General features: G+C 54.7%; 19 protein-coding genes. 17 read left to right on the plus strand and 2 right to left on the minus strand.

The window, feature by feature from the left end; translation table 11 throughout:
• Positions 1 to 62 precede the first annotated feature (62 nt).
• The 15 genes from DVH26_RS01155 to DVH26_RS01225 all read left to right on the plus strand — a co-directional run bounded on the left by DVH26_RS01155 (position 63) and on the right by DVH26_RS01225 (position 13,179).
• Complete coding sequence (locus DVH26_RS01155; protein WP_239630777.1) at positions 63 to 521, plus strand: hypothetical protein; 459 nt, start codon at positions 63 to 65, stop codon at positions 519 to 521.
• Between the two features lie 96 nt (positions 522 to 617).
• A complete protein-coding gene (locus DVH26_RS01160) occupies positions 618 to 758 on the plus strand; it encodes a hypothetical protein (RefSeq protein ID WP_239630778.1) in 141 nt (46 codons plus the stop codon).
• Positions 759 to 926: 168 nt separating this feature from the next.
• Positions 927 to 1,733 carry a M48 family metallopeptidase gene (locus DVH26_RS01165; protein WP_239630779.1) on the plus strand — a complete coding sequence of 269 codons (807 nt, stop codon included), beginning with the start codon at positions 927 to 929 and terminating at the stop codon, positions 1,731 to 1,733.
• Positions 1,734 to 1,816: 83 nt separating this feature from the next.
• The gene (locus DVH26_RS01170) at positions 1,817 to 2,104 is read left to right on the plus strand and encodes a hypothetical protein (protein ID WP_239630780.1); all 288 of its coding nucleotides are present in this window, start codon (positions 1,817 to 1,819) and stop codon (positions 2,102 to 2,104) included.
• A 247-nt stretch (positions 2,105 to 2,351) separates the two neighbouring features.
• Positions 2,352 to 3,233 (plus strand): SMP-30/gluconolactonase/LRE family protein, encoded by an 882-nt coding sequence (locus tag DVH26_RS01175; RefSeq protein WP_239630781.1) that lies wholly within the window; start codon positions 2,352 to 2,354, stop codon positions 3,231 to 3,233.
• Positions 3,234 to 3,261: 28 nt separating this feature from the next.
• Complete coding sequence (locus DVH26_RS01180; protein ID WP_239630782.1) at positions 3,262 to 3,909, plus strand: serine/threonine-protein kinase; 648 nt, start codon at positions 3,262 to 3,264, stop codon at positions 3,907 to 3,909.
• A gap of 69 nt (positions 3,910 to 3,978) precedes the next feature.
• Positions 3,979 to 4,755 carry a sporulation protein gene (locus DVH26_RS01185; RefSeq protein ID WP_239630783.1) on the plus strand — a complete coding sequence of 259 codons (777 nt, stop codon included), beginning with the start codon at positions 3,979 to 3,981 and terminating at the stop codon, positions 4,753 to 4,755.
• 148 nt (positions 4,756 to 4,903) lie between these two features.
• Complete coding sequence (locus DVH26_RS01190; RefSeq protein WP_239630784.1) at positions 4,904 to 5,149, plus strand: hypothetical protein; 246 nt, start codon at positions 4,904 to 4,906, stop codon at positions 5,147 to 5,149.
• Positions 5,150 to 5,349: 200 nt separating this feature from the next.
• Entirely contained in the window at positions 5,350 to 5,802 is a 453-nt protein-coding gene (locus tag DVH26_RS01195; protein ID WP_239630785.1) for a Dps family protein, read from the plus strand.
• 205 nt (positions 5,803 to 6,007) lie between these two features.
• Positions 6,008 to 7,222, plus strand: coding sequence for a PQQ-dependent sugar dehydrogenase (locus tag DVH26_RS01200; RefSeq protein WP_239630786.1), 1,215 nt, complete (start codon positions 6,008 to 6,010; stop codon positions 7,220 to 7,222).
• A gap of 41 nt (positions 7,223 to 7,263) precedes the next feature.
• Positions 7,264 to 8,460, plus strand: a complete 1,197-nt coding sequence (locus DVH26_RS01205) for a class I SAM-dependent methyltransferase (protein WP_239630787.1) — start codon at positions 7,264 to 7,266, stop codon at positions 8,458 to 8,460.
• A 160-nt stretch (positions 8,461 to 8,620) separates the two neighbouring features.
• On the plus strand, positions 8,621 to 9,010 hold the full coding sequence (locus DVH26_RS01210) for a hypothetical protein (RefSeq protein ID WP_239630788.1): 390 nt from the start codon (positions 8,621 to 8,623) through the stop codon (positions 9,008 to 9,010).
• 201 nt (positions 9,011 to 9,211) lie between these two features.
• Positions 9,212 to 11,194, plus strand: coding sequence for a methyl-accepting chemotaxis protein (locus tag DVH26_RS01215; RefSeq protein WP_239630789.1), 1,983 nt, complete (start codon positions 9,212 to 9,214; stop codon positions 11,192 to 11,194).
• A gap of 470 nt (positions 11,195 to 11,664) precedes the next feature.
• Entirely contained in the window at positions 11,665 to 12,558 is an 894-nt protein-coding gene (locus DVH26_RS01220) for a DMT family transporter (protein ID WP_239630790.1), read from the plus strand.
• Positions 12,559 to 12,609: 51 nt separating this feature from the next.
• Positions 12,610 to 13,179 (plus strand): DNA-deoxyinosine glycosylase, encoded by a 570-nt coding sequence (locus DVH26_RS01225; protein ID WP_345774033.1) that lies wholly within the window; start codon positions 12,610 to 12,612, stop codon positions 13,177 to 13,179.
• Positions 13,180 to 13,198: 19 nt separating this feature from the next.
• On the opposite strand, the gene DVH26_RS01230 is transcribed toward DVH26_RS01225, so the two are convergent.
• Together DVH26_RS01230 and DVH26_RS01235 are read right to left on the minus strand one after the other, a co-directional pair.
• Positions 13,199 to 13,435 carry a hypothetical protein gene (locus DVH26_RS01230; RefSeq protein ID WP_239630791.1) on the minus strand — a complete coding sequence of 79 codons (237 nt, stop codon included), beginning with the start codon at positions 13,433 to 13,435 and terminating at the stop codon, positions 13,199 to 13,201.
• A gap of 238 nt (positions 13,436 to 13,673) precedes the next feature.
• Positions 13,674 to 13,823: a hypothetical protein gene (locus tag DVH26_RS01235; RefSeq protein WP_239630792.1), complete on the minus strand. Its 150-nt coding sequence runs from the start codon at positions 13,821 to 13,823 to the stop codon at positions 13,674 to 13,676.
• A gap of 205 nt (positions 13,824 to 14,028) precedes the next feature.
• Between DVH26_RS01235 and DVH26_RS01240 the strand changes: the two genes are divergently transcribed.
• Together DVH26_RS01240 and DVH26_RS01245 are read left to right on the plus strand one after the other, a co-directional pair.
• The gene (locus DVH26_RS01240; RefSeq protein WP_239630793.1) at positions 14,029 to 14,637 is read left to right on the plus strand and encodes a hypothetical protein; all 609 of its coding nucleotides are present in this window, start codon (positions 14,029 to 14,031) and stop codon (positions 14,635 to 14,637) included.
• Between the two features lie 138 nt (positions 14,638 to 14,775).
• Positions 14,776 to 15,780, plus strand: a complete 1,005-nt coding sequence (locus tag DVH26_RS01245) for a hypothetical protein (protein WP_239630794.1) — start codon at positions 14,776 to 14,778, stop codon at positions 15,778 to 15,780.
• Positions 15,781 to 15,984 lie beyond the last annotated feature (204 nt).

Raw genomic sequence — 15,984 nt, forward strand, 5'->3', positions numbered from 1 at the left:
CTCTGCTCCTGAGGCTTTTTTGTGCTGTTCTATCCTAAAACTATAAGAGGAGATATGCCGTCATGATGAAATTATCGGATCCATTACCCCGTATGGGTGAACAAGAGGTATCTGAGTTCAAAATCGGCCATATGGAATTGTTTCGCTTTGATTGTAAATGGATTGAAAACCGGATTCAGACGGATTGCCGCGACTGTACATGCGGCTTGCTCAAGCTGTCCAGCGGCAGTGTATCCGGGTGGGCCGAATATATGGTTCCGGCATCAGAGAGGGCTACAGGCGACTTCGCCCGGTGGGCTTCCGTATTTACAAGGCTGAGAGGCCTTACCATTCCTGAAGCATTACGCTACATTCAGACCAGGAACGAGTCCTGGGGACCGATAAGAAGAGCTTTGGCGGAAACCGCCTTATCCGATCTCGCGGACCACTTGCACAATCCGTCGAGGCTGCACGAGCAGCAGGACAGGTCGCTGGAACGCGCCTTCTTGATTGAACGCTCGCAGGCTTATTTCGGATATTAAGGCTTAAGAAACCGGAGGAATCCGCCTCAATGAGCCTTCTGTTCGCAGCACTTTGCTTATCGGTGTTCATTGGGAAAGAATTGACTGGAGGTATATATGATAAAAGCAATTGTCACGGATGTACGACCGCATCAGCCGAAAAAATGCGCAGGCTGCGTTTGGGGAAGGTGGGACGGAATTAAGCAATATTGCTCCAGGGTCAACTGCATCAAGCGGATGAAAGCAGAGAAGAAGTAAGACGTGTCCATAAAATTCTGTTTTAATTTGGAAATTCCCTGTGATAAAATAGCGGTGTTTGCGGATGTTTCTATATATAGAAGCTCCGTAGAACCCGATTGCGAGGAAAGAAGGGCTCCGCCTTTCCGATCAGTCGGATTTATATTACGGGGGGCGTAGGGAAAGCCGATGAAATCTCGCTTGGTGCATGAAAATGAAACTACATTGTACACGGTTTGTGTAATCATCAGTATCTTAATTTATGTCAGTTTGATCGTATCCATTATAGGCATTGTGTACATCTTGATCGGATTGGCTGTCGCGCTTCTATTGCATGGGCTTATGGTTGCGGGGATCCGCAGCTCAGGAGTCAAATTAACGGAGCGGCAGTTTCCGGTTGTTTATGAGAAAGTGCAGCAGCTAAGCGGCAGTATGGGTCTCAAAAACGCTCCGGACGTGTTCATCGTCCAGTCCGGCGGGATCTTAAACGCGTTCGCGACGCGGTTTTTCGGACGCAGCTTTGTCGTGCTTTATTCCGATATTTTCGAGCTGATCGAGCAGGGCAACGACGAGGAATTAACCTTCGTCATAGCCCATGAGCTGGCTCATCTGCAGCGCAAGCATGTGTCGAAGCAGATGCTGATTTTTCCCGCAATGTGGATCCCATTCCTGGGCAACGCCTATTCCAGAGCATGCGAGTATACGTGCGACCGTATTGCGACGGCTTACACAGGCAATGCGAATGCGGCCATTCGCGCATTGACGGTGCTCGCGGTCGGCAAGCAGTTGTTTAACCGGATCAACATCCCCGATTATTTGGAGGAAAGCCGCCGGGAGCGAGGGTTTTTCATCGCATGGTACGAGCTGCTGTCGACGCATCCTCCGCTTCCGAAGCGGATTACGGAAATATGGCAGTTCCATGCCCATCCTCAGCTGTTTGGATACGAGACCAGCCGCTTTGAGGCGATGGAACCGCCTTCTTCCATAACCTTGTAAAGGGATTCGTCTCCGGCATAAAACACCTCCTTTTGTCTCATAGTAAGCAGGAAGGTTATGAAGACATGAGGAGGTACACGACCATGGCGAAATATGACTCCAGCCTGCAATCGCAAAACCCGATTTCCCAGGCGCAAAATTCCGTCAATACGGCTCACAACGCGGTGACGCAAGCGCAAAGCCATCCGAGCGAGCAACTGATTGAGCAAGCCGAAACGGCCGTAGAACGTGCAGAGCGTGCGATCGAACAGGCCAGCTTCAGCCACAACCAGAAGGCAGTGGACGAAGCAAGGGCTGATCTGGCGGAGGACCAGGCAGCTTTGCAAAGCTTGACTCCTATGGAGAGCCCGGAAGAAACCGAAACGTATTGAGCGGCGGTTGGAATCAATAAGGGGTTTCCCCATATAGCTGCAGCATGAGACCTGTATGGCCGGTGTGATCCGCCGGCTGTCAGGTCTTTTTTGCATTAACGGCAAAGCCGCGCCAACTGCCGAACAGATGGCTATGGCGAAAAAAACGTTACTTGCAAGCAGACGGCTAAGAAATGCTTTTCCCGCGGGGCATGTGCTACAATGAGAGAATAAAAACCGATTCTGACTGCGGGATGGTGAAGGAAACATGTCGAATCCTCCATTGGAGCTTGTTCTCGATGCGAAGGCAACGTTAGGGGAAGGGCCGTGCTGGGATCAACGGAGCGGCTTGCTGTACTGGGTCGATATTAAGGAAAACGCGGTTCATGCCTATGATCCGCATCAAGGAACGAACCGGACGGTTCATCTGGATCAGATGGTAGGAGCGGCGGTAGCGCGGGAGTCAGGAGGCCTTGTACTGGCGCTTCAGCATGGCTTTCACCTGCTGGATATGACAACGGAGCAGCTGACCTTCCTAGCCGATCCCGAGAAGGAGCTTCCCGACAACCGGTTTAACGACGGCAAATGCGATGCCGCGGGGCGGTTCTGGGCGGGAACGCTAAGCTTTGAGGAGAAGGAACCGGTAGCCGCGCTCTATTGTCTTGAGACTGACGGAACGGTCCGTCAGGCGCTGGACGGGGTAATTGTCTCCAACGGGCTTGGCTGGAGTCCCGACGGGCGGACGATGTACTACATCGATTCCATGACCCGCAAGGTGTCCGCCTTCGATTTCGAGGTGGAGACGGGACGGCTAAGCGGCAGACGGACGGTCGTGACCATCCCTGAAGGCGGAGGCTTCCCGGACGGCATGGCCGTCGACGAGGAAGGTATGCTGTGGGTAGCCCAATGGGACGGCTGGCAGGTATCGCGCTGGAATCCGTCGACCGGCGAGCAGATCGGCGCGATCCGTGTACCGGCCGCCCGCGTGACCTCCTGCGCATTCGGCGGACCGAACAACGATGAATTATATATAACGACGGCGCGTACGGGCATATCGGAGGAGTCGCTGGCAGGGCAACCCCTTGCCGGCGGATTGTTCCGCGTGAAGCCGGGCGTTGCCGGGCTTCCGACGTACCGGTACGGCGGTTAATTGATAGGATCAGGGAGCTGGAGCGGGAATGATACAACAACTTATCGATCTGGTGGAAGGGCAGCTGCTGCCGCAATTGCAAATTGAAAGCATACATCCTCACGATCCAGTCGTCGTGCACCATCTTCCGAAGCCATGGAAGCTGCTGGGCGCAGGGAATTACGCGGCAGTCGTCACTCACCCGGATTTCGCCAATTTTGCGGTCAAAGTATACGCTCCCGGCCGGCCCGGACTGGAGGACGAGGCGGAGGTGTACCGGCGGCTCGGCAGCCATCCGGCATTCTCGGAATGCCTCCATGCTGGCGGCTCGTATTTGATTCTACGGCGGTTGACCGGCGTGACGCTGTATAACTGCATCCTTAGGGGCATCCCGATTCCGCGAAGGGTCATCCACGATGTGGACGAGGCGCTGGATTACGCCAGAAGGAAGGGGTTGAACCCGCATGACGTGCACGGCAAAAATGTCATGCTCAAAGACGGACGCGGTATCGTCGTGGACGTATCCGACTTTTTGAAGGAGGAGCCGTGCTCGATGTGGGACGATTTGAAGGCGGCGTACGACCGCTTCTATTTCCCGGTCATAAGAAGGCTTCCCGTGCCCGAGTTTTTGCTGACCGCGGTTAGAAAAGGGTACCGGTGGCTGAACGATCATGCCCGCACCGGCTCAGATTCCTGAAACCAGGGGTTGACGATTCCGTATAACTAGTAAAACCCGATAAAACAATGAATGAAAGATGGTGCCGCGATGTCATTTTTCAAAAAAATGTTGGCTAGTGTAGGAATTGGTTCGGCTAAGGTGGATACGCAGCTGCATACGGAGCGTTTGGCTGCAGGTGAAGAGGTACAGGGCGTCGCCGTTCTGGCCGGGGGCGAGCTGGAGCAGCAGATCGACAGTCTGTATTTATTCGTCAAAACCCAGTACATCAAAGAAGAAAATGATCGCAAAGTAACGAAAGAGGCCATTATCGATAAAATTTTGATCTCAAGCGCGTTCACGCTGGGCGCTAACGAAAGACGCGAAATTCCGTTCCGCTTTGTGCTGTCTGAGCAAACGCCGATTACGCTGCGCCGGACTCCAGTGTGGATTGAAACGGGGCTGGACATCAAAATGGCCGTCGACCCGACGGACCGCGATCTGATCGAAGTGCTGCCGCATTCCCATATGGGTACGGTGCTGGATGCGCTGGAGGATCTCGGCTTCCGGCTGCGGGAAATAACGAACGATTATTCCCCGCGGCTCGGTCAAGGGCTGCCTTTCGTGCAGGAATTCGAATTCGTGCCGAATGCCGGCCCGTTCCGCGGATTGCTGGATGAGCTGGAGGTGCTGTTCTTCCTGAAGGGCGACGATCTGGAGCTGTTCCTGCAAATCGACCGCCGGGCAAGAGGACTGGGCGGGTTCTTCTCAGAGGCGATGGGTGCCGATGAGAGCTTCATCCGCTTTACGATCCCCGGGGATCAGCTGCGGAGAGGATCCGGTTATATAGCGGATCAGCTTCAGGAATTGATTCGAAGATATACGTAAATTATGCGCAGCTTGATAGGGCTCGCGGGTCATGACGACCTGCGGGCCTTTTTCCATATGGCCTTCTTAAGAAGAGCAGCCATCATACATTATCGGAATAACGGGCATACTAACGCCGAATTCAACATCAAGGAGGGTTCTGGCGCTTATGGCGAAAGATAAAAGCATGAAGCCGGTCTCGAGCGACGAAGTGGAGACGGACGGCATCTACGAGAACGAATGGGGACGTGAAGAGACGCTGAAACGCGGCGACGAGTTTCCGTACGATCCGGCGATGGGACAAACCGAATGGGAGCTCGTCAGTCTTCCGCTCGAGAGCCAGGAAGAGGAAATGTACAAGGATACCAAAGGAAATACGAAATCGAGACTTCACATCGATCAAAGCGATAAGTAATACGCTGACTCAGCCTAGCGGGGCTACTGGAATAAGAGATGAAATGGCATCTGCAGGCTATGGGAGCTGTGGATGCTTTTCCTATGCAGAACGATATCGCAGATTCAACCGGGTGAGAACCGGGTAAATATCTTGTACAGCAGATGGTTGTAGAGCTTGTCCATAAAAAATCAAAATACCGTTTGAGGAGTGTGAGCCCTATGTCTACAGCAACAGCAACAGCGTCGATTGAAAAAGTGTTGAACAAGCAGGTCGCTAACTTTGGTGTACTATATATTAAGCTGCATAACTTTCATTGGTATGTAAAAGGCCAGCAGTTTTTCACGCTGCACACCAAGTTCGAGGAACTGTACAATGAAGCAACCATACACTTGGATGCTATCGCCGAGCGACTGCTAACGTTGAAGGGCAGCCCTGTGGCCACGATGCAGGAGATGCTGCAGGAATCCACCGTCAAGGAAGCGACAGGCAAAGAAAAGGCGGAAGACATGGTTCGCACGCTGGTCGACGATTTTAATAAATTAATCGATGAGCTGAAGGAAGGCATGGAAATTGCCGAAAAAGCGGGAGACGAAACGACCGGCGACATGCTGCTTGCTATCCATGGCAGCCTGGAGAAGCATAACTGGATGCTTAGATCGTTCCTGGGATAAGAAGCCGATTACGGGCTTGATGATAAAAACGGCAGGACAAACGATAGGTTTGTTCTGCCGTTTTTTATTTTGTAACCATGCTAGGCTTATGATGGCGGTGGCAAGGCTGCGGCGATTCGCTTTCCTGCCCAACCTTTAGGTATAATAAGGAAAGATGAAGACTCCAGATGGTTGCAGCTCATTTTAACCAAGGGAGGCAAGCAATATGAGCAATCGATTTCGCAGCAACAGCTTGGCGGCGTTCAGCCTGGCGTGCATGCTGCTGGCCTTGTCCGCATGCGAAGGCACGAAGGAGGGCAAGCCTGCCGCGCCGGCGGCAGCTCCGACACCTGCACTCGGTAAGCCCGCTGATTCCGGGAAGGAAGCCCCGACAACGGCGATGCCGTACACTAAGGAAGTGGTCGCCACGAAGCTTAATGTACCGTGGGACATGGACTTCGCCCCTGACGGGCGCATCTTCCTGACCGAGCGCGGAGGAACGATCCGCGTCATCGACAAGGGCAAGCTGCAGGAGGAGCCGGCGTACCGCTTCGAAGCCCCGTTGCAGAGCAAGGGGGAGGGCGGCCTTCTGGGCATGGCGCTCGATAAAGACTTTAAGACGAACCATTACCTGTATGTATACTATACGTATCAGGAGGGCGGCCAAACCCGCAACCGGGTGATTCGCATGATCGAGAGCGGCGGCAAAGTGAAGCCGGATAAAGTGCTGCTCGACAATTTGCCCGGAGAAAATATTCATAACGGCGGCAGAATCAAGGTAGGGCCGGACGGCCTTTTGTACATAACGAACGGGGACGCGAGCAAGCCGTCGATTGCTCAGGATGTGACGCAGCTTGGCGGCAAAATATTGCGGATTCGCCCGGACGGCACGATTCCGCAGGACAATCCGTTCCCCGGCTCTCCGGTCTATAGCCTGGGCCACCGCAATCCGCAAGGCTTGTCATGGCATCCGGAGACGGGCAAGCTGTACAGTACGGAGCATGGGCAGACCGCGCACGACGAGGTGAATCTGATCGAGCCGGGGACCAACTACGGCTGGCCGCTGATCGAGGGCGACGTGTCTCAGGTTCCGGCGAAGGATGCAGGGAAGCTGGGGCCAGGCCCTCTCAAGGTGCCGATCCTGCATAGCGGGACAACGACATGGGCGCCGTCGGGTATTACGTTCGTCACCAAAGGCCCGTGGAAGGGCAACCTTATGGTCGCGAATCTGCGAGGGACACAGCTGCAGCGCATGATCCTGGGCAGCGACGGGACATCGGTCGCCAAGGTCGAGGAGCTGTTCAAGAACGAGCTCGGCCGTATTCGCAATGTCGCGGAAGCGCCGGACGGATCGCTGTACATTATAACCAACAACCGCGATGGACGCGGCAAGCCGACGGCGGATGACGATCAGCTGATCCGGCTGAAGCCGGCATTTTAAAACATCAGGGACTAGATTGATCGGAACGGAGAATGACATTCATGCAATCCATAGCTTCATTACTGAACGAGCTGACAGGGAATCGCTCTCTCATTCAAGCGACGCTCAGCCAGGTGCGCGTTAACGATCCGCAGGGCTGCAGCAAGGTGACGGTGAAGCCTGTCGAGCTAAAAGGCCAGCTGCATTACCAATTCAGCTCCTTCTGCGGCAGCAAGGTGCTGCACGATAATCTGCTGCCTGAAGAGGCGGCCGAACGAATGAACGGTCTGCTTACGGATACGTTCCGCCAGGCGCTGCTGCAGGCGGCGGAAGCCGACTATCAGGTGCTGATCAGCAAGAAGGGGAAGGCGGGCATTCTGAAGAAGCCCCCGACGAAGAAGCTCCCCGGGCAGCACGCGCATAACCGCAAAAAAAATTACGTGCTGGAGGAAGGAACGCCGATTCCGTTTCTGGTCGAGCTCGGCATTATGAACAGCGAAGGGAAGGTGCTGGCGAAGAAATACGATAAATTCCGCCAGATTAACCGGTTCGTAGAGATGATTGCCGATGTGGTACCGCATTTGGCGAAGGACCGGACGCTTCATATCGTCGATTTCGGCTGCGGCAAGTCGTATCTTACGTTTGCACTGTATCATTATCTTAAAGAAGTGCAGGGTCTGGACATCCGGGTGATCGGACTTGATCTGAAGGAAGACGTGATCCGCCATTGCAGCCAGCTGGCCGAGAAGTTCGGGTACGACCGGCTGGAGTTTCTCATCGGCGATATCGCACAGTATCAGGGCCTCGACCGCGTGGACATGGTGGTTACACTGCACGCCTGCGATACGGCTACCGATGCGGCGCTGGAAAAAGCGATCCGCTGGCAGGCCGACGTCATCTTGTCCGTGCCGTGCTGCCAGCATGAGCTGTTCCGCCAACTGGAGAGCGATGTGATGGAGCCGCTGCTTCAGCACGGTATTTTGAAGGAACGGTTCTCCGCATTAGCCACGGACGCGATCCGGGCCAAGCTGCTCGATATCATGGGCTACAAGACGCAGCTGCTCGAGTTCATCGATATGGAGCATACGCCGAAGAACGTATTGATCCGGGCGGTAAAAGGAAAACAGCCTACGGCAGCGGAGCGGGCTGCTTTGTTTGCCGGCTATGCGGAATTCCGCCGCTTCTTGAACGCGAAGCCGTATCTCGAGCGGGCGTTGGAGCCGGAGCTTCGGCCGCTGCTTGAGGCTCATTCGATGTGATAAACGGGAAAACGGAACCTTGCGGAGCGGAGTGAGGGGATCTCCCGAATCCGTAACCGTATTTGCTACTTTCCAAGGCATTAGTCAGCATGAACAGAGTCCGGATGAGCCGAAGTACGCCTCCGGGCTCTTTCTTTTTATATATTAGGCCGGTACTTTAATGGAAGTAACCGAAAGCACGAGAGAGGAAGGGATGGGACGAATGGGGACGATGGAGAAAAAATTGCTTAAAGGCGGCATTTACGGCTTCATTATCGGGTTGCTTATCGCGATTCTGTTTGTTTCCGACGAGTTCGTATACCGGAGCGGAGCGCTGGCGGGAACCGTGCAGTATCCTATGAGAGAATACATAGTCAAGCTGCTGCGTGTTGCGAGCGGCTTCTCCTTGGCAGCCGTTGCAGGAGTATGGTTTCACGAGTGGATGCGTCGCGATAAGCAGGAGCAAGAGGGGCCATCGTTTTGGGGAGGCTTCTTGAAATCGTTTCTGATCGTACTTGGCTGCATCATCGTTCTGCTGCTCGCCGCTTCTTTATGGAGAAAGTTCGTATAGCCGCAAGCAGCCGGAGCGTTCTATAAGTTTGTTTTTTAAAATGTCATATTTTGGCGAAATTATTGGGTCTATTTTCCTATCCCGCGTTGTATAATGGGTGGAATATAAACTGCGCCTTGTCGCCGGGACTATCGGTACATTAACGATGGGGTCCGGAGCATCCGCGGTTTATAGCAGCACAGCAAAAGCGGAGGTGGCCATATGTTGAACCGTTTCGCCTCGTTAACAGGCAAATTTATGACGTACACCGGCGTAATTCTATTGGTGCTCATGGGAGTGATTTACGCTTATGAGTGGCAGGTAATTAATCGGGATGCCGAAGCTCAGCTTCTGGAAAAAGGAAACAGCATGGCGGTCTCGCTGTCCCGTACGCTGCAGAGCATTACCGAGGACGATATCCGCAAAGGGCTCGTGCTGAACAACGGCACTCGGTTGCCGGGAGAAGAGCTGAAGCGCCGTTTGTTCGATCAGACGTTGAAGGTCGTGCCGGAAAGCGAGCAGGAAGCGCGCAAACGGTCGCAGGAAGCGGCTAACGCGGATGGCAAGCAGACGCTGTATGACGGCAGGGTCGTTCCGCTCGCACAGTACGAATTGAAATATACAAGCGCATTTGATGAATATACGGATGAGCGGTGGCAGTCGGTTATCGACGGATTTTTGACGGATGAGAATGTGTTATTCGCCGTAGCTGCCATGAATTCGGACAATCCGGATTATGCAGGATATATACCGACGCACAACAGCGCCTACAGCCCGCAAGGTGAAGCCTCCAGGGACCAATGGGGGCAGGAGGGGCTGCTCAGCCAAAAATACCGCGCCAACCGTGTCTTCAACGACGAAACAGGGTATCGTTCGGCGACGGTGAAGGATACGTCAAAGGCGCTGCTGCAAAAATACCCGCGTCCGCTGGAAGGGAAAGTCGTCGAGACGTGGAACGTCTCTTATCCGCTTACGATTGACGGCAAGCATTGGGGCGGCGTGCGGATCGCCTTGTCCAAGGAAGGCTCTGATGCCCTGGTGGCCAAGCAGCGGCTGCTGATGGGGCTTGCCTTCGCCCTGCAGTATGTTGTCGTGCTAGCGCTGCTGTTCGTCCTGTCCCGGCTCATTGTCGCCCGCAGACTGCAATTCGTGCTTCGGGCGGCGGCTAACCTGAACTCGCACGAGGCCGATTTGACATACCGTATTCCGGTCAAGGGTAAGGACGAGATGGCGCAGCTTGGGGCGGAAGTGAATCATTTTCTGGCGCATCTTCAAGATATGATCGGAACCGTAAGAGGAATGTCCCATCAGGTCGGCACCATATCGGGGAGTCTTACGCAAAGCGCCGCCCAATCGTCGGCGATGGCTTCAGACATGACGCGAACCGTCCGCGAGATGGCGGCGGGAGCGGAGAACCAAGCCACCGGCGCTGAAGATAGCGCCAAAGCGATGGAGGAGATGGCTGCGGGCATTCTGCGCATTGCGGAGGCTTCGGCGCAGGTGAATGTCGGGACGCAGCAGCTCGTTCAGCAGGCCGAGCTGGGCGGGGCGTCGTCGGAGCAGGCGATGCGTCAAATGAACGTCATGAGCGAGTCCGCGTTCCAGGTCGGTGAAGCCATTCGCCATTTGGACGAAGGGATGCAGACGGTCGGCGAAATGGCGGATGTCATCTCGGGCATCGCGTCGCAAACAGGCTTGCTAGCGCTTAACGCCGCGATTGAAGCGGCTCGGGCCGGGGAGCACGGCAAAGGCTTTGCCGTCGTGGCGAGCGAGGTCCGGAAGCTGGCCGATCAATCGGTGGCATCGGCTGGGCAGATCCATGACAGGGTCGAAGGGCTCCAGTCGTCGATGAGAGCGGCTGTACAGGCCATGAAGCAGGGCAGAACAGAAGTCGAGTCGGGCGTGAACCAAGTCGAACAAGTGAAGGAAGCGCTGGACCTAATGGTCGGCATGGTACACCGCATTTCCGAGCAGATGGAGGAAATCTCCTCTGCAGCAGAGCAAATGACCGCCGGTACCGAGGAAGTGACGGCAGGCATCGAAGAAATGGCCCGAATCGCCGGCTCCGCCTCCGATCACGCGAACCAGGTGGCTGAAGCATCCGGCGTTCAACTCCGTGTCTCGGAGGAGGCAAAGGAGCAGTCGGATACGCTTCGCGAAGCGGGACGCAAGCTGCAGGAGGCCGTTGACCGGTTCAAAGTGTAACCCGGGGGATCGGGTGAGCTTGTTCAGAAGCTCGTGATATTGTTAGAGGGGGGACCTGGAGACGGGATCCCCCTTTTTTTCTGTTTGGTCGAGGGTGTTATTGTGCCGGATTACGGAAAAACGGAACCGAAAAAAAGCCTGTCGACACCGGAGGGTAGACTATCGGACAGGAAATCCGTTATTCCCCTGAAATAGGCCGATTTTGCATCGTTATCGGACACAGAGGCCGCTATTCGGTGATTTTTCCAGCAAAAATAATGCATTTGATCCGAATAACGGATCTAGTGTCCGATCACTCCGCAAATAGTGCTACTTTTGGTAAAATAACGGATCTACGGTCCGGATCACAACCAGCTTCGGCCGATTCTATCATTCGCCGTATTGCTGGCAATCAAGCTGTGGTAGAATAGGAGACATATTAGAGAGCCCGCACGCATAGCGGGCCAAAGCGGCGGATGAGGTGTGGCAGCGTGGGCTATGTACTGCTTTTATTGGCGACATTGTCTTGGAGCTTTGTCGGGATTTTGGTCAAGACGGCTTCCACGATGGTGGACAGCACGACGATTACGTTTGCGCGGTTCGCGATAGGGATCGCGTTTCTTGGCTTGCTGCTGCTCTGGAAGCGCGGCAAGATCGATTTGCGCACGAGAATGAAATGGATTTGGATCGGTGCGCTCGGGAAGAGCTGCAACTATTTTTTTGAAAATTTGGCGCTGTCGATCGGATTCTCCTACGGCAACATATTGGTGGGACCGATTCAAACGGTCATTTTGCTTTTCATCTCGGCTTTTTATTTCAAGGAGCATGTCTCCGCCCGCGGCTGGGCTGCGGCGGCGATGTGCATAGGCGGCGTGCTGCTCATAAGCTGGAACGGGCTTCCGCTGCACGAAATGCTGGCAAGCAACGGGCTGACGACGTTCTTGTTCGTGCTGTCGGCCATCGGAACGACGTTTCATGTGCTGAGTCAAAAGATGCTGATCCGCACGATGGATGCGGAGAATATGAATTTCTCCGTCTTTTTCTGGTGCTCGCTGCTGATGGCGGTGCCCTTGCCGTTCCAGGCTCATGCGACCGGTCCTGTCAACGGATGGGGGATCGCTGCACTGATAGGTCTCGGACTGATCACGGGTCTCAGCTTCAACTGGTTCGCGCAAGCGCTCAAGAAGGTCAGCTTCGCCGTAGCGGTCATTGTCAGCAATACCGGCGTGCTGTTCACGATAGCGTGGTCGTACTTGTTTTTTCATGATCCGATCACGATCTATATTATCGGCGGAGCGGGGGTCTTCGTTGCGGGACTGCTGCTGTTGAACTGGCCTGCAAAGCAGGAAGCGAGACTGGCCAAGAAGCGGCAGCTTGAGGCGTAGAGGAACATGCGCTTACGGAATTCAAATGGAGAGCATAGGAGGCGGATTGCCGTGAGCCTGGAGGACGGACGACTGCAAGGATTGCCGCCGATAGCGGATGCTTCGTGCCGCATTCTCATCCTCGGGTCCATGCCCGGGGCGTTGTCTCTGGAGAAGCAGGAGTATTACGGCCATCCGCGCAACCATTTCTGGAAGCTGCTTTATGCGATTTTTGGCAGCAGGGACGCGGTCGGAGGCTATGCCGATCCTAGCGGTTTGTATGACGAGAGGCTCGCTTTCGCCCTACAAAACGGCATCGCTTTATGGGATGTGCTCGCGGAGTGCGAGCGCGAAGGCAGCCTTGATACAGCTATCCGCAAGCCGGAGGCGAATGATTTCGGGACGTTTTTCCGGACCTATCCCGGTATCGGGCGGGTATACTTTAACGGGCAGGCGGCAAGCGAGCTGTACCGCAAGCAGGTGCTGCCGCAGCTGCAGAAGCTTGGATTAGGCGAAACTATCGTGTATCAGACGCTTCCTTCCTCAAGCCCGGCCCGAGCCATGTCATTGGAGGCGAAGCTCGAGTCATGGCGCATGCTGGGGCGCACAGGAGACGGGAGCCAGGAAGTAGAGCAGGCCTAGGTTCGATCAAGGGCGTAATTCATTTCTGTTTGTCTTTAACAAGTGCGATGCAGTTAAGCAGAAGGATGCTCACCCCAAGGATCAAGTGGATTAAGAACATAATGAGCTCGCCGGTCGTCAAGCCCGGACCGTTACCTACGGGACCGACACGGTTGATAAGGATCACTTCAGAGAACCAAAAGCTGACGATCGTTAAGATAAGGTAAACGGCCGAGGTGCAGATCCCGATAGAGTAACCCCATCTTTTTTTGCTCATGGGTATCCCTCCTTGCTATATGAGACGCGAGCGGCTCCGGATAGTTGCTTGGACCTGGACTCAAATCCGCGTTTAGTTATACCAGTGATTCATGAAAAAAAGCCGATCGTTCACCTCGAGGTGAATATCGGCTTTTTAAAGCTGCTTCCGGCAAGCATAACGCAGCGCTCGTGAAGGTTATAAAAAACAACGGTGTCGATATGAACTATGGTTACACTGCCGGCAAATGCTGATGATATCAGTCTTTTTCTTTCGTAATGGCACCGTTCAAGTTTTTCGTCGTTTTGGCGCCTTCCACGGTATCGTTGACGAACTCCATGTCTTGATTTTCCGCTTCCATGGAGGTGGTTCCTTCATAATTTCCTTGATGCTTCTTGTTTTCGGACATGACGAATCTCTCCTTTTGTCTTATAAATACGCGCCTTACATAGCACCGGGTCTGGCCTAAGTCTAGGCACGTTTATGTGCAGCCCTTCTTAAGGTTGCCTAAAGTGGCGGAACATTATTCCTATCCGGGGATGGTTTACCGGAACGTATGGCATACTAATCGCATTGGATGATATATCCAAAGGTTTTGAAGGGAGTTGAATCGCATGGCAAGACAGACGAGTTCGGTTCCGTACGGGTATGAGCCGGAGGATAGGAGCAAAAGCCCGCGCGGGACGTTATGGATATACGACAGCTTTGAATCGTTCGGGATGCAGCAGCTGGCTCCTTTAATCGGTATGGGGGAGCGGAAATCGTTAAAAAAGCTCGTGTTTTACCCGCTGCATGAAGAGACGCTCCGCCGCATGGGCGAGCGAAATGCAGAGCCGTATTACCGGCGGACCGAAGCGCTGGAAGAGCTGCTGGAGCAAGCCGAGACGCCGCTTGATATGACAATCGATCACTGGGAGGGGCGGCGCAAAAAATATACGCCTGTCGATACGGCCTTCCGTTACTTGGCGGAAAAGTATGCCGGCCCCCACTTCGTATGGGTGACGCTGGAGACGGCCAACAAGCTGGCCGGATATGATTCTTTCGAAGGATGGATTAAAAAAATCCGCCTCTGGATCGATATGGAAGGGAGCAGCAAGAACCGGGAAGCCGAGCTTCATCCGCGGTTACATGCCGCCGCAAGCCGCTGGGACCCCGTGGATGTGGATGCATCCGAGGAATCTCAGCAACAATGGCTCGAATCGGCCGCTCATCCGTCCGATTGAGCCGGTTACCCCCTTTGCCGTAGACAACGAGGATCCGCTCTATGGATGAATATGGCGGCCGGAGCCCTCAAATCCGATGGGAAGTACGAATCTTTATAGTGCCTGATGGAAGGAAACCGAGATTCACAGGAGGGGACTATGAAGAAGATTATATGGATCGTTATCGGATGTATTGGCATCGGCTTGCTGTCCTATGGAGTGCTGGGTGCTGCCGACACCCCGGCTTCTGCGGAAATGTCGCAGGAAGCGAAGGGACAATATGTGCGGGTAGATGATGGAGGCAAGCGGATTGTCGTTTCCGTCGGCGGACAGGAGGCGTCTTACCCGATATCGTCAACGGTATGGGTTTACCGGAACAATCAAAAGTCATCCTTGGCCGATCTAAAGGCAGGAGATTCGCTGGAGCTGATTCTTAACAACAAAGACCAAGCCGCCTATATTAAGGCGTTCAGCGCTGCTGAGCCCGCACCGGCTCAACCTGGGCAGACTCCATCCGAGTCCGCAGCCGGCAGCAGTACGGCGGCGCCGAGCGGAGCCGCGACAGACAGCACGACGGCGGCAGCCGGTGACGAGAAAGCGGCGGGACCTGTTCTGCCTCCGGCTGCCGGAAATTCCGGAGCCTCGGGAGCAGCAGGGGCTACCGGATCGCAAGGGTCGGTACAGAAGCCGGCTAGTTCCGCGGGAAAATCCTCTGCGAGCTCAGGTACTGCTTCCTCTGCTGCTGCCGGCTCTCCAGGCTGGGAAAAGCTCGAATTCGAGTGGAAAAGCCGCGAGTTCGAATTGAAGGTGAAGCAGGATCCCAAGAAGCCGGCGGACACCGAGCTGTATTTGAAAACACAGGACCGCTCGGTCATTCATCTTGACGGTGTAGCCGCGGAATCCTTCATCCAGCAGCTGGTCAAAGGACTGCCTGCGGAGCAAAAAACGTTCGAGCAAGCGCTCAAACAGAAGATTGCCTCCGAATTTCAGCTTGCCAACCGTTCGGCCGATTGGAAGCTGGATGTGAAGTGGGCCGACAAGCCTCAACCTCCATCGCATCCCCAGGAGCCGAAGGGCAAAGGAAACGAGAAATCGAAGGACAGCAAGGAGAAAGAGCAGGGCAAAGGCAAAGAGAAGCACGACGATCATGATGACGATGATTAAGCCGGAGCCGATAGGCGGTTGAAGCAGCAACGCTGGGGAGGCTCTGTCCAAACAGCGCTGCGGACTGCTGCATCAAATTCAAAAAGCGTCGCGCTAGCCGGTTGCGCGGTAATGCTGCAAACACCACGACGGCGGCCCGGGGGGATAAACCAGCAGGACCTGCGCTGCCTCCGGCTGCCGGAAATACTGGAGCTGCGGGAGCCG

Origin of the sequence: Paenibacillus sp. H1-7 (assembly GCF_022354825.1) — a bacterium.
Classification (GTDB): Bacteria; Bacillota; Bacilli; order Paenibacillales; family NBRC-103111; genus Paenibacillus_S.